Source organism: Thauera sp. WH-2 (assembly GCF_048321015.1).
GTDB lineage: Bacteria > Pseudomonadota > Gammaproteobacteria > Burkholderiales > Rhodocyclaceae > Thauera.
The window spans coordinates 1-16,638 of the sequence record NZ_JBLWFG010000001.1 but is presented as its reverse complement, the minus strand read 5'-3'; the positions used below and the strand labels follow the sequence as shown (position 1 = coordinate 16,638).

The window sequence follows — 16,638 nt, the reverse complement described above, 5'->3', positions numbered from 1 at the left end:
GCTTCCGCACCCTTCACATCCGCCGCACGCCCGCTCATTGTCCGCCCCCTACCCGGCTGAAGGCGAGCCGCCGCAAGCCATAACCGGTGGCGAGCATCCAGTCCGAGGCGGATTCGAGTGCCTGCGCAAAATCAGTGCTCAGGCTGAGTGTCGCCGCATCGCTGATGTGTTCTGCAAGCGCACGGCGCACGTCACGAAGCAGCACGTCGCACTGGCGCTCTGCATTGAGCACCCGCCAGAGCGCAGACACGAACTCCTCATGATCCTCAGCATTGCTGTCCTCACCGAGCGTGCGAGCGATCTCGAGCGCGCGCACGTGATCCTGTGCGGCACCGAGCACCGTGTCGGCAAGCAACTGCATGGTCTGGTGGACCTCACCCCGCCACCCCTGGTGATGATCCGCGGCGATGAGCGAAAGCAGGAATGCGGCCTCCTCGAGCGCATCGGCGACGTCATCGGCGGTTTCGACCAACTCGGCGAACGCCTCCCAGCGCGGGCGTGCTTCGGCCCGTGCACGCGCATCCATCACCAGCTGGTCGGCACTGCGCTCCCACTCCTTCGCCCGCTCTGCAAACCTGCGCGCGGCCTTCTTGTCGCGTTCATGGTTGTGCGCAAGCCCATCGCGCAAGCCCTCTGCCATGGCATGGCAGTAGGCAGCGTGCTCGGCAAGCAGGTCGAACTCGTCATGTCTGCGCAGATAGCCCGCGAGCAGCAAGCGCGTATCGTCGGCGACCAGTGTCTGGGGCTGACGTTGCCGCACCGCCGCCAGGGCTTGCGCCATCACGTCGAGCAGAAACGCCGTCGCCTTCTCGCTTCCCATCACCACGTCGAGCCGGTCGCCAATGCGGAAATAGCCTGCACCCAGCGCCTGCATTGCCCCGAACACCAGCTTCTCGCCCCCCGCCTCGAGCCAGGCCATGTGACCAACTTGCCTGCGTGCAGCCTCATCCAGGATGGCGACGGCATCGGACTTGCTGACCAGTTGCTCAAGACGCTTGCGCGCACGGTTCCAGTCGATCAGGAACACGATGCGCTCGCCGATGCCCTCCAGCGTCTGCGCCACCTCCTCGTCGTCATCGCACTCGAAGCGCGCGGTGCCGACGTAATAGGTGGCGCCGAGATTCAGCCCGGCAGTGCTGCGCGCCTGAGGTTCGCTCCAGACCGCAGCAACCTCGCTCAACAGCGACTGAAAGAAGGCGAAGCGGCGGTGGTGCAGATCCGAGTATGTCAAGGTGATGACCCGGTCCTGCACCTGCATCACCAAAACGTGCGCATCATTGGTGCCGATATCGTTCTGTAACAGCAGCCGGTCGCCGTCGCGCGTCGCGGCCGTGTCGAGCCCCGGGTGCTCAAGCTTGAGCGGGCGTGTACGGTTGACACCCCGCATGAAGGCCGCGACACGCGCACGGTCAGCATCATCGATCTGCCACACGTGCGCGCCGTCGATGGTTTCGCTCGACAGATCCGCGGCCAGGCGATTGATCGCCTTGTGCAGGTCCATGACCAGCAAATGGAGACTGTCGTCCTTGCCGCGCTTGCCGCTCGTCAGCGCCTGGATGTCGCCTGCCGACAGCGTATCGGGCTGCAACTGCTCCAGCCACGCGCACCAGTGATCTATGCGGCCATCCAGGGACGGATCCCCCGCAACGGGGCGCCCCATGATCCGCAGATCCACGAGGATGCTGGAACGCAGTCTCGGCAGATCGGGGATGTGCAGCCGCGAGCCATCGCGAAACGCGCTGGAGGGCAATTCCAGCAGCCACGGCGCCTTCACACCCACCGCAGCGAATTCGTGCGAAAGATCGACCGCCTGCGACTCGCCGCCCATGGCATGCGCCTGCGCTGCCTGCAGGGCGCTCAGATAGAGCTTGAGCCGGTCGTTGGCAGCCAGCGCGGCGCGCACGCGCGCCGGCTTCAGCAGTTCGGTCTGGCCCAGACTGGCTACAGCTTCGGTTTTCTCCACGACGGGCTCCGGGTACACGAGCCTGGATTGTCCGGCCCGATTGCGACAAATACGTCACACCGCAGAGCCGCTCCCCGCAGGGCGGCCTCCTCTTCTTGCCCCAAGTACGCCTCGTCGGGCGTCTGACAGCCCAGCGCCTGGTGCGGCCGGCGCCGGTTGTACCACTCGAAGCACGCCGCCAGGCTCGCCTTCTGCTCGCGGCCGTCGGCGCACGGGCGCAGGTACACCCACTCGTGCTTCACGGTCCACCACAGCCGCTCGACGAAAATATTGTCATGACAACGGCCGCGCCCGTCCATGCTGATGCGGATATCGTGACGCTTGAGCACCCCGGTGAAGCCTTCCGCCGGGAACTGGCTGTCCTGGTCGGTGTTGAAGATCTCGGGCGCGCCGTAGCGGGCAATTGCCTCCTCCAGCGCGGCCACGTAGAAGTCGGTCGTGAGCGTGTTCGACAGCCGCCACGCGAGCACCCGGCGGGTCGCCCAGTCGAGGATCGCCACCAGGTACAGGAAGCCCTTGGCCATCGGGATGTACGTGGGGTCGTCTCAGGAAACGGAAAATAAAGTACATCAAGCCTTTGGCATAAGCTGGAACTGCCGAAATTCCGCTTTGTTCTGTACGGCAATCTGCCGTATGTTTTGCATCAGGAGGACAAGATCATGCCCGCAGCCATTTCTACCGCCCGCCTCGAAGCCCGGATCAGCACCGATCTGCATTCGATGCTCAAGCGCGCCGCCGAACTTCAGGGGCGCACCATGACTGATTTCGTGGTCGCTGCCGTCCAGGAGGCCGCGCAACGCGCCATCGAGCAAGCCGAGGTCATCCGGCTGTCGCTGGCCGATCAGGAAAGCTTTGCACAGGCGCTGCTGTCGCCGCCGCAACCGGCCCCGGCCTTGGAACGAGCTTTCGCCCGTCGCCGCACGCTCTTGCGTGCTGAATGAGCAGCGCGCCGTTCCGGCTCGCGCCGCTCGATGCCGCGCATGATCGCGCCGCGTTCAACTGCGGTTCAGAACCGCTTGACCGCTACCTGCGGGAACAAGTCACCCAGGACGTTCACCGCCGTGTGGCTGCCTGTTTCGTGGCGTTGGCCGAAGGGAAGCGCATCGCGGGCTACTACACGCTGGCGTCGGCAAGCCTGCTGCAGGCCGGCCTTACGGCCAGCGCCGGCAAGAAGCTGCCGCGCTATCCGACCGTGCCCGCCGTCCGCATGGGCCGCCTGGCAGTCGATAAGGCTTTCGAGGGGCAGGGTCTAGGCGGTGCGCTGCTGGCCGATGCGCTCGACCGTGCCGCCTGCTCCGAGATCGCCGCCTATGCCTTGATGGTGGATGCCAAGGACGAGGCGGCTGCGGCCTTCTACCGGCATCATGGCTTCATTGCGTTGCCAGACTCACCGCGCACCCAGTTCTTGCCGCTGGCAACCATCCAGCGTTCTTGAAACTCGTTACTCAGAGCCGTCTGAACCGAGAATGGTTTTCGAGAACCGCCCAACCAGGGGTCAGCTCACGAAACGGAAAAAAATCGTACGCACTGGATGCTCGACGTCTGCTTCGATGAAGACGACTGCATGATCCGCAAGGACAACGCGCCGCAGAACCTCTCGCTGCTCAAGAAGATCGTGATGAACCTGATTCGTGCGGACAAGACCGGCACCGCCAACCCATCCCGTCTGGGCCACTTCCACGATGAACCCGAAGGCCACGGGCACTGTTCCGAGCGTGTCCGGCAATCCACCCGCACCGCATGTCGCACAGGAACAGCAGCCCATCCAGGCCAGGCGTACGATCGTCGACCTCGTCGATGATCCGGATGCACTGGACGATTGGCATCGAAACGTGGAGCAACTCCGCGCAATGTTCAAGGATTGAGGATCGCCGAGCGCGGCCACCGCGGCAGCGTCCACGGTGAGCGCTCGCGGGACACCGAACAACGCCAAGCAGCGCTGGCGCCGCACCGGCCCATGTGCGCTGCCATCCTCCCGAACGCGCCGGAAAACGTCGAGCAAGCTGAAAGGAAATAAAGGCAAGCCGAGTCGTTCATTGATCTACGGGCCCTTGCGGTCGCCGCAACCGCGTCATGAGCGCAGGACGAGGCGGCTTCAGCAGTACGTCGTGATCAGCGGCACCAGCATTTCGTCCGCGCTGAGTCCGCCGTGCACGCCGACCATGTCATGGACGCGCTCGCCAGACACGTGATCGACAATCGTCCAGCCGGGCTCCATTAATAGCACATGACTGCCCGCACGCTCGGCGAGGCGCGGATGCGCCCTACCCGGCCCAAGCAGCCCCACCGCCAGGAAGTCCGCCGCGCGGACCGCGACCGCCCGGCCTGCGAGCGCCTCGGCCGCCCAAGCCTCGAATTCACCCCATGCGCCCTCGCGGACGCAGCAGAACGCAAGCCGACGCTCACCGAACAAGGGTGCCGCCAGCATCTGCGCCAAGCTGCCCTCCGGTGCGATGTCGATGCAGCGCTCAGGCGGTGCGTCGATGAAGCCGTGGTCGGCCGTGGCCACCAGATGTACGCCGCGCCCGGAAAGACTGCGCACGAGCGCGGAATACATCGCATCGACCCGCCAGAATTCCGCGAGCGCCTCGGGCGAACGGCAGCCATACACATGGCTCACGGCATCGAATCCAGGGTAGTAGGCATGAATGAGCCCCCCGCTGCCAGCGAGGGCGTCCGCCATGTCGACGATTGCTGCGCCAAGATCCGCCAAACCATCGTAGGGCTCGACATGTGCCCCCCGCGCATGATGACGGGTGAAGCGCGAGCCCGCGATTTCGACCGGGGAGATCAGGTTCACCGGCCGACAAGCATGGAAGAACATCGGCGGCACCGGGCACAGGCGAGGCAGCAGGTGAAACGCCTCCACCGCCTCTCCATCACGCCGCACCAGCGGTAGCGGTGCAATCACACCGCCAAAGCGCCGGTCGTGGATGAACCAGCCGTTCAGACCGTGCTCGGCAGGCGCCACGCCGGTGAGCAATGTCGTCACGGCGCTCGCCGTCGTGCTCGGGCAAACCGATGTGAGCGCCCCCTGCCGTGCAGAATGCAGCGCGGAGCCGACGCCTTCGCTACACAGGAAGCGGTCGCCCAGGCCATCGATGACGAGTACAACCACGAGGGTGCCGCTGCTGGATGGAACCCCACCGGCAGGCCAAGCGGCATCCCGGTCGTGCAACCAGTTGCGCAACCCCCGCGCGAACCCAAAAATGCCGCCCGCACCGTAATCGGGCAGCACGGTTTCAGCCGGAAGCGGGAAGGGAATGGAAGGCGTCAGCATGGAAGCGGCGCTCAAAAGCAGAAGCCGGATGAATGCTGAGCATTCATCCGGCTTCGGAATCTGGAGCGGGAAACGAGTCTCGAACTCGCGACCTCAACCTTGGCAAGGTTGCGCTCTACCAACTGAGCTATTCCCGCTTTGACGACAGGGCGCGAAGTATATCGACTCGAGCACCCTGACGCAATACTGCAAACTGCTTCAACTACTGGAGGCGCGACTCGGAATCGAACCGGGGTACACGGCTTTGCAGGCCGCTGCATAACCACTCTGCCATCGCGCCACGACCGTTTCGGCCGGCTGCCCCGGGCTCCGGAGCCTCCGGGCCAGGCCCAAGCCTGACCTTTCGAATTCTTTGGAGCGGGAAACGAGTCTCGAACTCGCGACCTCAACCTTGGCAAGGTTGCGCTCTACCAACTGAGCTATTCCCGCCCGGGAAAGACCGCCATTATAGGCAGTTTTTTCAGGACGTCAACTTTTAGCGCCACTTTTAGCGCCAACTTTTAACCCCGACTTCTTGAAGCTGCGCACAGAGCCGCCTGCCTCGAAACCACGGTGCACACCACAATCGTGGCCACCCCACCCCTGGATCTCACTCCTTCTCGCGCAGCAAGGGCATTGCCCGCTGCAGATAGTAGCCCATGGACCACAGCGTGAGCGCGGCGGCGACATAGATCAGCACATTTCCGATCGCGCGCACATCGACACCGAAGAGCGATGCATTGAACAGCAGCATCGGAATCGCCACCATCTGCGCCGCGGTCTTGAGCTTGCCGACGTAGGCAACCGCCACGCTTGCCGACTGCCCCACCCGGGCCATCCACTCACGCAAAGCCGAAATCGTGATCTCGCGCCCGATGATGACCACCGCGATCAGCGCGTCTGCCCGCCCGAGCTGCACGAGCAGGATCAACGCCGCGGCCACCATGAGCTTGTCTGCAACCGGATCGAGGAAGGCACCGAATGCAGAGGTCTGCCCCAGCGCACGCGCGAGGTAGCCGTCGAACCAGTCCGTGATCGCAGCGACGACGAAGAGAATGGTTGCGATCAGATTCTTGCTCGCGACCGGCATCAGCGCGTCCGGCAGGTAAAACAGGCCGACGAAGATGGGGATCAGAACGATGCGCGCCCAGGTCAGCGCATTGGGGATGTTTTGCGGCATGCCTGCGTGCATCTCGCATGATTGCTCGAAGCGCGAGTATAGCGCAGGCCTTGGGGCGGCATGCGCGCCGTTTCGGCCGCTGTACCGAGCTGTGACGGCGGTGCACACAACACCCGGCGGGGCCGGTAAGATCGCCGCTTTCGCCCCATCGGCATTCTCCATCCGCGGCCTGCCCGCTCTCCGCCCCCTCGCACCCCGTCCCCTCATGCACGCCCCGCAGCACAACCGGATCTGGCAGGCCCTGCGCGACTGCCGGCGCGAGCTCGCCACACACACCCTGCGCGACCTGTTCGAGCAAGCGCCTGATCGCGGTCGGTGCATGCGGGTATCGGCCTGCGGCCTCACCCTGGACTTCTCCAAGAACCTGCTGCGTGACAAGGAGCTGGCCCTGCTCGGGGCGCTTGCCGAGGCTTCCGGGCTGGGCGAGCGCATCGAGGCCATGTTCTCGGGGCAGCACATCAACGGAACGGAAGACCGCGCCGTCCTGCATGTCGCCTTGCGCAGCGAACCCCACGCCCGCTGGATGGCGGACGGCACAGATGTCGCCGCCGAGGTTTCCGGCGTGCGTGCACGCATGGATGACTTCGCGCGCCGCGTGCGCGGGGAGCACTGGCGCGGATATGACGGCCGTCCCATTACCGACGTGGTGAACATCGGAATCGGCGGCTCGGACCTCGGCCCCGCGATGGTGTGCGAGGCGCTGCGCGAACGTGGGAGAGCAGGGCCGCGCGTGCATTTCGTCTCCAACGTCGACGGCGTCCAGCTCGGCGATGTGCTCGCAGGCTGCACGCCTGCGACGACGCTGTTCGTGGTCGTGTCCAAAACCTTCACGACCCAGGAGACGCTCGCCAACGCCCGCGCGGCACGCGCATGGCTGCTTGCGCAGGCGGGCGCCGCGGACGCCGTTGCGCACCATTTCGTGGCCGTGTCGACCAACGCGCAGGCGGTGCAGGCCTTCGGCATCGACCCGGCAAACATGTTCGGCTTCTGGGAATGGGTGGGCGGACGCTTCTCATTGTGGAGTGCCGTCGGGCTGTCCATCCTGCTCGCCCTCGGCCCAGCGCGCTTCGATGCCCTGCTCGCCGGCGCACGGGCGATGGACGAGCACTTCCGCAGCACGCCGTTCACCCGCAACCTGCCCGTGCTGATGGCCCTGACGGGCATCTGGAACGCCAGTTTCCTCGAGGTGCCCAGCCAGTTGATCGCACCCTATCACCAGCGCCTCCACCGGCTGCCCGCATGGCTTCAGCAGCTCGAGATGGAATCGAACGGGAAGTCGGTCCGGGAGAACGGTACTGCGGTGGATTACCCCACGAGTCCGGTCGTGTGGGGCGAGCAGGGCATCAACGGCCAGCATGCCTATTTCCAGCTGCTGCACCAGGGCACGCAGACGGTCGCGGTCGATTTCATCGGCGTCCTTGAGCCCGGCGATGAGGATCCGGCCCTGCATCGGATCGCCTTCGCGAACATGGTCGCGCAGTCCGAAGCCCTGATGCGCGGCCGCACCTGCGCCGAGGCTCGCGCGGAGATGCACGCTGCCGGCCTTTCCGCAGCGCGGATCGACGCGCTGGTTCCACACCGCAGCTTTCCTGGCAACCGCCCGAGCAACACCTTGCTGCTCGACCGGCTGGACGCCCGCACGCTAGGAGCCCTGCTCGCCGCCTACGAGCACCGCTGCTTCGTTCAGGGCGTGATCTGGGGCATCAACAGTTTCGACCAATGGGGCGTCGAGTTGGGCAAGCAACTGGCTGCCCGCGTACTCGCCGAGCTCGACCCCGCCACGGCGCCGCCGCGAACGGACCAGCACGACAGCAGCACGCTTGCCCTGATCGAGCTGTACCGGAGCCGCCCTTCCCGATAGACGGTCCTTTCGCACCAAACATCAAGCTGGCGCAATTTGCACGATCGATGTCGGAACGCGCAATGGGAATGCCTCTGCAGCCGGCCTAAGATGCACGCACGATTCTGACCCTTGAAGGAGCAAGCCCGTGCACGCATTCCAGGACTACTACCCCGAGAACGTCGCCCACTGTTATGGCTGCGGCCGCCTCAATGAACACGGCCACCAGATCAAGACGTTCTGGGAAGGCGACGAAACCGTCACCCGCTTCCACCCGAGGCCCGAGCACACCGCAATTCCCGGCTTCGTCTACGGCGGCCTGATCGCCTCGCTGATCGACTGTCACAGCACCGGCACTGCCGCCGCCGCTGCCTACCGCGCCGAGAACCGCGAGATGGACAGCGAACCGCCCTTCCGCTTCGTGACCGGATCGCTGCACGTCGACTTTCTCAAGCCCACGCCGATGGGGCCGGAACTGGTGCTGCGCGGCCGCGTCAAGGAGATCAAGGGCCGCAAGGTGGTCGTCGAAGCCGAAGTGTGGGCCGGCGACGTGATGACGGCGCGCGGCGAGGTCGTCGCAGTGCAGATGCCCGATACCTTCAAGGCCTGAGGACACGGCTAAGGCAAAAGGGGCATGTCGCGCAACAGCCGCGTCATGCCCCTTTTCGATTGCGCCCGCCGTGGGCGCGTCCGCGCGGTGGCGTGATCACTGCACGAGCGGCGTCTCCGCGGCTTCCAGATCCACCCCGACGACCTCGGCCTGGCCGGCCAGCAGGCGCAGGTACTGGCGCAAGGCGGTCACATAGCTGGTCTGGTGCATGGACTGCAGCACCGCGCCCCTGACCGCCTCGAAGCTCGGCACCACGCCGGGCGTGCGCTCGAGCACCTCGACCACGTGAAGCCCGAAGCGGCTGTGCACCAGGCGCGGCAGCACGCCCACCTCGGCGTGACCGAAGACCTCGCGCGCGAACTCGGGCGCGCAGTCGGTCTCGGTGAGCACGCCCAGATCCCCGCCCTGCGCACCGCTGGGGCAATTGGAGAACTCGCGCGCGCGCGCGGCAAAACCGCCCTCTTCCTTGTCGTCATGGCAACGCACGTCGAGCAGGACGTGCTCGGCCTGCTCGCGCAGGGCGGCGACATCGACACCCGGCGTGACCGCGAACAGGATGTGGCGCAGGTGCGCCTTCTCTCCGCTCGCGAAACGCGCCTTGTGTGCCTCGAAATGACGCCGCAACGCCTCGTCCGCGGGCTCCGGGAGCTTGACCTCACACTCCAGCAAGTCCTCGATCGCCTTCGCTGCCGCCTCGCTGATCACGCCATCGCTGCTGGGCGCATCCTCTGCGCCCAGCAAGCCCTCGCGCTGCGCCGCCTGGCGCAGCAACTCGGTGCAGGCGCGCTGGCGCAGCGCTTCGGCGGGCAGTTGCTCGCCCTCGGCATGCAGTGCGACCCCATTCACGCGGGCCATCGGCATCGCAATCACGCTTCGCTCATCCATCACCATGCCCTCACGGACGACCGGCTTCGTTGTTGCTGGCCGGCAGGTTCAGCCTGCGGCTACGCACGAGCTGGAACGGACGCGCCGCGTAAGCGAGCGCAGCGAAACCGCTCCAGATGTGCACGAGGCGAGTGAAGGGGAACACGAGGAAGATCGTCATGCCCAGGAACAGGTGCATCTTGAAGGTGATTCCCACGCCTTCGAGCATCTCGACCGCGCCGCCACGGAAGGTGACGATGCGCTGACCCCACTCGGCGAGCTTCATCATCATGCTGCCGTCGAGGTGCTGCGCCGACAGCGGGACGGTGAGCAGGCCGAGCGCGAACTGCGCCCACAGCATGAACAGGATGACGATGTCGCTGGTCTTCGAGTTCTTGCGGATGCGCGGCTCGGTCATGCGACGACGCAGCAGGATGGTCAGACCGACGATACCGGCGAGGCCAGCGATGCCGCCGCTCACCATCGCGAGGACCTGCTTGGCCCCGGCGCTGATGAAGGGCTCATATACCGCATGCGGCGTGAGGATGCCGATGAAGTGCCCGAAGAACAGGAACAGGATGCCGGCGTGGAACAGGTTGCTGCCGAGCCTCAGCTGCCCCGGTTGCAGGAGCTGCGACGAATCGCTTTTCCAGGTGTACTGGTCACGATCGAAGCGGATCAGGCTGCCGAGGAAGAATACCGCGAGGCAGATGTAGGGATAGATCCCGAAGAGGAAGTTGTCGAGGGCGTTCATTTTGCGGCTCCGGATGTCAGGGACGCGCTGTGGCGCACGAAATGAATGGGCTGGGGCTGGTCCGGCTTGGACTGACCGTCGATGGAACAACCACCGAAGGGGTCGGGCTCGACCCAGGCCTCGTCGAGCGTGGGCTCCTGCGGCAGCACGAGCGGCGTCGCCTTTTCACCGGCAAGATCGAGCAAGGCCCCCATCGCCGCCGCGTAGTGGCTGCGCCGTTTTTCCAGCGCAGCGAACAGTGCGTTGATGATGTGGGCGATCTCGCCGAGTAAGGCGCGCGCCTGCTCGGGCGGCTGCGTCGATGCGAATTCCAGCACCGCCGGCAGGTAGTCGGGCAGTTCGCGGTCGGCAAAGTACAGCCCGCCTTGCGCGTAGGTCTGCTGGAGATCGACCATCGCCTGGCCGCGCTCGCGCGAGTCACCGTGTACATGCTCGAACAGATGCAGCGAGGTGGCGCGGCCGCGGTCGAACAGGTCGACATAGCTGGCCTCCACGTCAAGCTGATCCTTGCGCCGGATCTCGTCCATGAGTCGGCCGAGCTCGGCGCGACGCCCTGCGCTCAAGGCACCCTCCTCGTCGAGGGCGGCCCTGAGCTCGGAGAGGTTGCTCCGCAGGTCGTCGGTCGGATAGTCGAGCAGCCGGGCGAGCACACGCAGCGATAGGCTTGCGTTTCGCGTGCTCATGCGCGTTCCCCCAGCTTGATCGGGATGGTGCGCTTCTTGGGCGCGCCGAAGAGGCTCGTCTCGCCGATGCCGTCCGAGCACCCGTTGCCGAAACTGAAGCCACAGCTGCCGCGCACGTCGAAGGCGTTCTCGGCGTACTCGCGGTGGGTGGTCGGGATCACGAAGCGATCCTCGTAGTTGGCGATGCCCATTACGCGGTACATCTCCTCGGCAGCGGCTACGCTCATGCCCACCTGCTCCAGCACGCTCGCGTCCTTGCGGCGCTCGACGTGCTTGGCACGCTGGTAGGTGCGCATCGCGAGCATGCGCTCGAGTGCGGTCACGACCGGTTCGGTGTCACCCGCGGTCAGCAGGTTCGCAAGGTACTTGACCGGGATACGCAGTTGCTTGACGTCGGGTAGCTCGCCCTTGCTCTCGATCTGGCCGGCGTTGGCGGCGGTGGTGATCGGCGACAGCGGCGGTACGTACCAGACCATCGGCAGCGTGCGGTATTCCGGGTGCAGCGGCAGCGCGACCTTCCACTCGACCGCCATCTTGTACACCGGGCTCTTGCGCGCGGCTTCGAGCCAGGCGTCGGGCACGCCGTCGGCACGCGCCTGCGCGATGACCTTCGGATCGTTCGGGTCGAGGAAGATGTCGAGCTGTGCCTTGTACAGGTCACGGTCGTGCTGCACGCTGGCGGCGGCCTCGATGCGGTCGGCGTCGTAGAGCAGCACGCCGAGGTAGCGGATACGGCCCACACAGGTCTCGGAACACACCGTCGGCTGGCCCGCCTCGATGCGCGGGTAGCAGAAGATGCACTTCTCGGCCTTGCCGCTCTTCCAGTTGTAATAGATCTTCTTGTACGGGCAGGCCGACACGCACATGCGCCAGCCGCGGCACTTGTCCTGGTCGATCAGCACGATGCCGTCTTCCTCGCGCTTGTAGATCGAGCCGGAGGGGCAGCTCGCCACGCAGGCGGGATTCAGGCAGTGCTCGCACAGGCGCGGCAGGTACATCATGAAGGTGTTCTCGAACTGACCGTACATGTCCTTCTGGATCTGGTCGAAGTTCTTGTCCTTCGAGCGCTTGGCGAACTCGCCACCGAGAATCTCTTCCCAGTTCGGGCCCCACTCGATCTTCTCCATGCGGTCGCCGGTGATCAGGCTGCGCGGCCGTGCAACCGGCGCGGCGGGCAGCTCCGGCGCGGTGTGCAGGTGCTGGTAGTCGAAGGTGAAGGGCTCGTAGTAGTCATCGATGGTCGGCAGGCCCGGGTTGGCGAAGATCCGCATCAGGATCTTCCACTTGCCGCCCTGGCGCGGCTCGATCTTCCCGTCCGAGCGACGCACCCAGCCGCCATCCCACTTGTCCTGGTTCTCCCACTCCTTGGGATAACCGATGCCGGGCTTGCTCTCGACGTTGTTGAACCAGGCGTATTCCATACCCTGACGGTTGGTCCAGACCTGCTTGCAGGTCACGGAGCAGGTATGGCAGCCGATGCACTTGTCGAGGTTGAGCACCATGCCGATTTGTGCGCGTACTTTCATCGTTTCTCTCCAATCAGTCGGATTCGGCTCAACGCGACGTCGTGGCGGCGGCTTCGCCGTCCATCCAGTCAACCTTGCTCATCTTGCGGACCACGCAGAACTCGTCACGGTTGGCACCCACGGTTCCGTAGTAGTTGAAGCCGTAGGCCTGCTGGACATAGCCGCCGATCATGTGGGTCGGCTTGGTGACGATGCGGGTCACCGCGTTATGTATGCCGCCACGTGCATGCGTGACCTCGGAGGCCGGCGTATTCACGATGCGTTCCTGCGCGTGGTACATCAGCGCCATGCCCGGGTTCACCCGCTGGCTCACCACCGCACGCGCAGCGATCGCGCCGTTGGCGTTGAAGACCTCGATCCAGTCGTTGTCCTCGATGCCGGCAACCCTGGCGTCGTGCTCGGAGATCCACACGCAGGGACCGCCCCGGCTCAGCGTGAGCAGGATCAGGTTCTCGGTGTAGGTGCTGTGGAAGCCCCACTTCTGGTGCGGAGTGATCCAGTTGAGCACGATCTCCTTGTTGCCGTTGCTGTACTTGCCGAGCACCGGCTTGACCGCCTTGAGGTTGACCGGCGGGCGATAGCTCGCAAAGCCTTCGCCGAAGGCCAGCATCCACTGGTGATCCTGGTAGAACTGCTGGCGACCGGTCAGCGTGCGCCATGGGATCAGCTCGTGCACGTTGGTATATCCGGCGTTGTAGCAGACCTCATCCGCCTCGATGCCCGACCAGGTGGGCGAGGTGATGATCTTGCGCGGCTGGGCCTGCACATCGCGGAAGCGGATCTTCTCGTGCTCTTTCGGGATTGCCAGGTGCGTGTGGTCGCGACCGGTGATTTTCGACAGCGCTTTCCACGCCTTGACCGCCACGTGACCATTGGTCTCGGGCGCGAGCATCAGGATGGTCTCGCACGCATCGATGTCGCTCATGATGCGCGGACGCTCCGCCATCGGTTCGCCCTCGGGCACGGTGCCGTTGAGCGCAGCGAGCAGCTTGACCTCGTCCTCGGTGTTCCAGGCGATGCCCTTGCCACCGTTCCCCACCTTGTCCATCAATGGACCGAGGGAGGTGAAGCGGTTGTAGGTGTTCGGGTAGTCGTGCGCCACCACGCTGACTCGTGGTGCGGTCTTGCCGGGAATCACGTCGATCTCGCCACGCTTCCAGTCGCGCACATCGGTCGCCTGCCCGAGCTCCTCCGGGCTGTCATGCATCATCGGCGTGACGATCACGTCCTCCTCGACCCCCAGATGCCCGACGCATACCTCGGAGAACTTCTTCGCGAAGCCCTTGAAGATTTCCCAGTCGGTCCGCGCTTCCCAGGCCGGATCCACGGCCGCCGACAGCGGGTGGATGAATGGGTGCATGTCGGTGGTGTTGAGGTCGTTCTTCTCGTACCAGGTTGCCGCCGGCAGCACGATGTCCGAGTACAGGCAGGTCGTGCTCATGCGGAAGTCGAGTGTCACCAGCAGGTCGAGCTTGCCCTCGGGCGCCTTGTTGTGCCAAACGACCTCGTGCGGACGCGCCTCGTTAGGACCAAGTTCGGTCTCGATCACGCCGTTCTGCGCACCCAGCAGGTGCTTGAGGAAATACTCCGAACCCTTGCCCGAAGAGCCGAGCAGGTTGGAGCGCCACACGAACATGTTGCGCGGCCAGTTGTCCGGATGGTCCGGATCCTCGCAGCTCATCTGCAGCGTGCCATCCTTGAGGCCCTTGGCGACGTAGTCCTTGGCTTCCATGCCGGCGGCCTTGGCGTCGCGGGCGATCTGCAGCGGGTTCGTGCGGAGCTGCGGGGCGCTCGGTAGCCAGCCCATGCGTTCGGCGCGCACGTTGTAGTCGATCATGCTGCCACCGAACGCCGCCTTGTCGGCGAGCGGCGAGAGGATCTCGTCCACCCCGAGCTTCTCGTAGCGCCACTGGTCGGTCTGGGCGTAGAAGAAGCTGGTCGAGTTCATCTGGCGCGGCGGACGGCCCCAGTCCAGCGCGAAGGCGAGCGCGGTCCAGCCCGTCTGCGGACGCAGCTTCTCCTGACCCACATAGTGTGCCCAGCCGCCACCAGGCACGCCGATGCAGCCGCACATCATGAGCATGTTCATGATGGCGCGGTAATGCATGTCCATGTGGTACCAGTGGTTCAGGCCAGCGCCGAGGATGACCATCGAGGTGCCATGTGTGCGATCGGCGTTGAGCGCGAACTCGCGGGCGATGCGAACCACGGTCTCGGCTGGCACACCGGTGATCGGCTGCTGCCAGGCAGGCGTGTAAGGCACGTTGTCGTCGTAGCTCTTCGCGCAGGGGTTGGGCTCCTCGCCCAGGCCGCGATCGATGCCGTAGTGCGCAGCCATCAGGTCGTATACCGAGGCGACCTTCACCTCCTCCGCCTCGCCCTTCTCGTTCACCAGGCGCATGGTGCGATACGGCACCTTGCGCACCAGGACGTCGTCCTGCACGTTGCCCGGATGGTAATCGGCCGGCACGCCGCCGAAGTACGGGAAGCCGACATCGGCCACGCCGTCCTGCATGTCCATGAGGGTGAGCGCGAGCTTGAACTCGCTGCCGTCACGCGCGTCGCGCTGCTCGAGGTTCCATTTGCCGACCATGTCGCCCTGCTCGCCCCAGCGGAAACCGCCCGAGCCATTCGGCACGGCGATCTTGCCGTCCTCCTCCAGGGCGACCATCTTCCACTCGGCGTTGTTCTCCTGGCCGAGGCGGTCCTCGAAGTCGCTGGTACGCAGGTAGCGGCCAGCGGCCAGCACCTTGCGTCCGCCTTCGATCTCGCGCTCGTCGAGACGGACCAGCATGGGCAGGTCGGTGTACTTGCGGCAGTAGTCGTCGAAGTATTCCGACCGGCTCTCGCCGAAGTGGAACTCACGCAGGATCACGTGACCCATCGCCATCGCGAGCGCCGAATCGGTGCCCTGCTTCGGGTGCATCCACTCGTCGCACAGCTTGGCCACTTCGGAATAGTCGGGCGTGACCGCCACCGTCTTGGTGCCGCGGTAGCGCGCCTCGGTGAAGAAGTGGGCGTCCGGAGTACGCGTCTGCGGGATGTTCGAACCCCAAGCCATGATGTAGTTCGAGTTGAACCATTCGGCCGATTCGCACACGTCGGTCTGCTCGCCCCACACCTGCGGCGAGGCCGGCGGCAGGTCACAGTACCAGTCGTAGAAGCTGCCGGGCACGCCACCGATCAGATTGAGGTAACGCGAGCCCGCGGCATACGACACCATCGACATCGCCGGGATCGGCGAGAAACCGTAGATACGGTCGGGGCCATGCTTCTTGATGGTGTAGACGTTGGCCGCAGCGATGATCTCGTTCACCTCGTCCCAGGTGGAACGTACCAGACCACCCATGCCGCGCACCTTCTGGTAGTCGCGGCGCTTGGCTTCGTCGGTGACGATGCTCTCCCAGGCTTCGACCGGGTCCATCGTGCGGCGCGCATCGCGCCACATCTGCACCAGGCGGTTGCGCACCATCGGGTACTTCACCCGGTTGGCCGAATACAGGTACCAACTCGCCGACGCGCCACGCTGGCAACCCCGCGGCTCGTGGTTGGGCATGTCCGGGCGCGTACGCGGATAGTCGGTCTGCTGGGTTTCCCAAGTGACGATCCCGCCCTTGACGTAGATCTTCCACGAACAGGAGCCCGTGCAGTTTGCGCCGTGCGTGCTGCGCACGATCTTGTCGTGCGCCCAGCGGTTGCGGTAGGCATCTTCCCAAGTGCGGTCCTCGCCGGTGACGAGGCCATGGTCGCCCGAGAAGGCTTCCTTGGGGTTCGTGAAGTACTTCAGTCGATCGAGGAAGTGACTCATCTTGCCGCTCCTTTCCTGGTGCAGAAAATCGGTTGCTGTACGAAGTCCAAACTACGGATTTGTTCCTTAAGGATTCTTGATATACGCGTCCTTGCGCAGGTAGAACCACCAGTTGATGACCACGCAGATGGCGTAGAACACCGCGAAACCG

12 protein-coding genes, 3 tRNA genes and 2 pseudogenes are annotated in these 16,638 nt (G+C 64.9%); 5 read left to right on the top strand and 12 right to left on the bottom strand.

The genetic code is table 11. The features are described from left to right. Positions 1–34 precede the first annotated feature (34 nt). Together ACNKW1_RS00085 and ACNKW1_RS00080 are read right to left on the bottom strand one after the other, a co-directional pair. The gene (locus tag ACNKW1_RS00085) at positions 35–1,963 is read right to left on the bottom strand and encodes a DUF47 family protein (RefSeq protein WP_418362582.1); all 1,929 of its coding nucleotides are present in this window, start codon (positions 1,961–1,963) and stop codon (positions 35–37) included. Beyond that, positions 1,942–2,505 (bottom strand): annotated as a pseudogene (locus tag ACNKW1_RS00080) (transposase); the annotation flags it as partial. The pseudogene ACNKW1_RS00080 and the gene ACNKW1_RS00085, both read right to left, overlap by 22 nt. A gap of 117 nt (positions 2,506–2,622) precedes the next feature. Between ACNKW1_RS00080 and ACNKW1_RS00075 the strand changes: the two are divergent. The 3 genes and pseudogenes from ACNKW1_RS00075 to ACNKW1_RS00065 all read left to right on the top strand — a co-directional run. Next, positions 2,623–2,904: a DUF1778 domain-containing protein gene (locus ACNKW1_RS00075; protein ID WP_418362581.1), complete on the top strand. Its 282-nt coding sequence runs from the start codon at positions 2,623–2,625 to the stop codon at positions 2,902–2,904. After that, the gene (locus tag ACNKW1_RS00070) at positions 2,901–3,398 is read left to right on the top strand and encodes a GNAT family N-acetyltransferase (protein ID WP_418362580.1); all 498 of its coding nucleotides are present in this window, start codon (positions 2,901–2,903) and stop codon (positions 3,396–3,398) included. The genes ACNKW1_RS00075 and ACNKW1_RS00070 overlap by 4 nt, the downstream gene beginning before the upstream one ends. A gap of 63 nt (positions 3,399–3,461) precedes the next feature. Beyond that, positions 3,462–3,626 (top strand): annotated as a pseudogene (locus ACNKW1_RS00065) (ISAs1 family transposase); the annotation flags it as partial. A gap of 432 nt (positions 3,627–4,058) precedes the next feature. Here ACNKW1_RS00065 and ACNKW1_RS00060 read toward each other — a convergent pair. The 5 genes from ACNKW1_RS00060 to pgsA form a co-directional block, all read right to left on the bottom strand. Then, positions 4,059–5,243: an alkaline phosphatase family protein gene (locus tag ACNKW1_RS00060; RefSeq protein ID WP_418362579.1), complete on the bottom strand. Its 1,185-nt coding sequence runs from the start codon at positions 5,241–5,243 to the stop codon at positions 4,059–4,061. Positions 5,244–5,304: 61 nt separating this feature from the next. After that, positions 5,305–5,380: transfer RNA gene (locus ACNKW1_RS00055), tRNA-Gly, on the bottom strand. A 69-nt stretch (positions 5,381–5,449) separates the two neighbouring features. Beyond that, positions 5,450–5,523, bottom strand: a tRNA-Cys gene (locus ACNKW1_RS00050). Between the two features lie 73 nt (positions 5,524–5,596). After that, positions 5,597–5,672: transfer RNA gene (locus ACNKW1_RS00045), tRNA-Gly, on the bottom strand. Between the two features lie 160 nt (positions 5,673–5,832). After that, positions 5,833–6,402, bottom strand: a complete 570-nt coding sequence (gene pgsA, locus ACNKW1_RS00040; protein ID WP_418362578.1) for a CDP-diacylglycerol--glycerol-3-phosphate 3-phosphatidyltransferase — start codon at positions 6,400–6,402, stop codon at positions 5,833–5,835. Positions 6,403–6,607: 205 nt separating this feature from the next. On the opposite strand from pgsA, the gene pgi reads away from it, so the two are divergent. Together pgi and ACNKW1_RS00030 are read left to right on the top strand one after the other, a co-directional pair. Further along, positions 6,608–8,263: a glucose-6-phosphate isomerase gene (pgi, locus tag ACNKW1_RS00035; protein ID WP_418362577.1), complete on the top strand. Its 1,656-nt coding sequence runs from the start codon at positions 6,608–6,610 to the stop codon at positions 8,261–8,263. Positions 8,264–8,390: 127 nt separating this feature from the next. Further along, positions 8,391–8,852, top strand: coding sequence for a PaaI family thioesterase (locus tag ACNKW1_RS00030; RefSeq protein ID WP_418362576.1), 462 nt, complete (start codon positions 8,391–8,393; stop codon positions 8,850–8,852). 96 nt (positions 8,853–8,948) lie between these two features. On the opposite strand, the gene ACNKW1_RS00025 is transcribed toward ACNKW1_RS00030, so the two are convergent. From ACNKW1_RS00025 to ACNKW1_RS00005, 5 genes are read right to left on the bottom strand one after another with little or no spacing between them, the layout of a single operon-like run. Beyond that, entirely contained in the window at positions 8,949–9,737 is a 789-nt protein-coding gene (locus ACNKW1_RS00025; RefSeq protein ID WP_418362575.1) for a peptidylprolyl isomerase, read from the bottom strand. A gap of 10 nt (positions 9,738–9,747) precedes the next feature. Then, positions 9,748–10,470, bottom strand: coding sequence for a respiratory nitrate reductase subunit gamma (gene narI, locus ACNKW1_RS00020; RefSeq protein WP_418362574.1), 723 nt, complete (start codon positions 10,468–10,470; stop codon positions 9,748–9,750). After that, positions 10,467–11,153: a nitrate reductase molybdenum cofactor assembly chaperone gene (gene narJ / locus ACNKW1_RS00015; RefSeq protein ID WP_418362573.1), complete on the bottom strand. Its 687-nt coding sequence runs from the start codon at positions 11,151–11,153 to the stop codon at positions 10,467–10,469. The genes narI and narJ overlap by 4 nt, the downstream gene beginning before the upstream one ends. Then, complete coding sequence (gene narH / locus ACNKW1_RS00010) at positions 11,150–12,679, bottom strand: nitrate reductase subunit beta (protein WP_418362572.1); 1,530 nt, start codon at positions 12,677–12,679, stop codon at positions 11,150–11,152. The genes narJ and narH overlap by 4 nt, the downstream gene beginning before the upstream one ends. Before the next feature lie 28 nt (positions 12,680–12,707). Continuing rightward, positions 12,708–16,487 carry a nitrate reductase subunit alpha gene (locus ACNKW1_RS00005; RefSeq protein ID WP_418362571.1) on the bottom strand — a complete coding sequence of 1,260 codons (3,780 nt, stop codon included), beginning with the start codon at positions 16,485–16,487 and terminating at the stop codon, positions 12,708–12,710. Positions 16,488–16,638 lie beyond the last annotated feature (151 nt).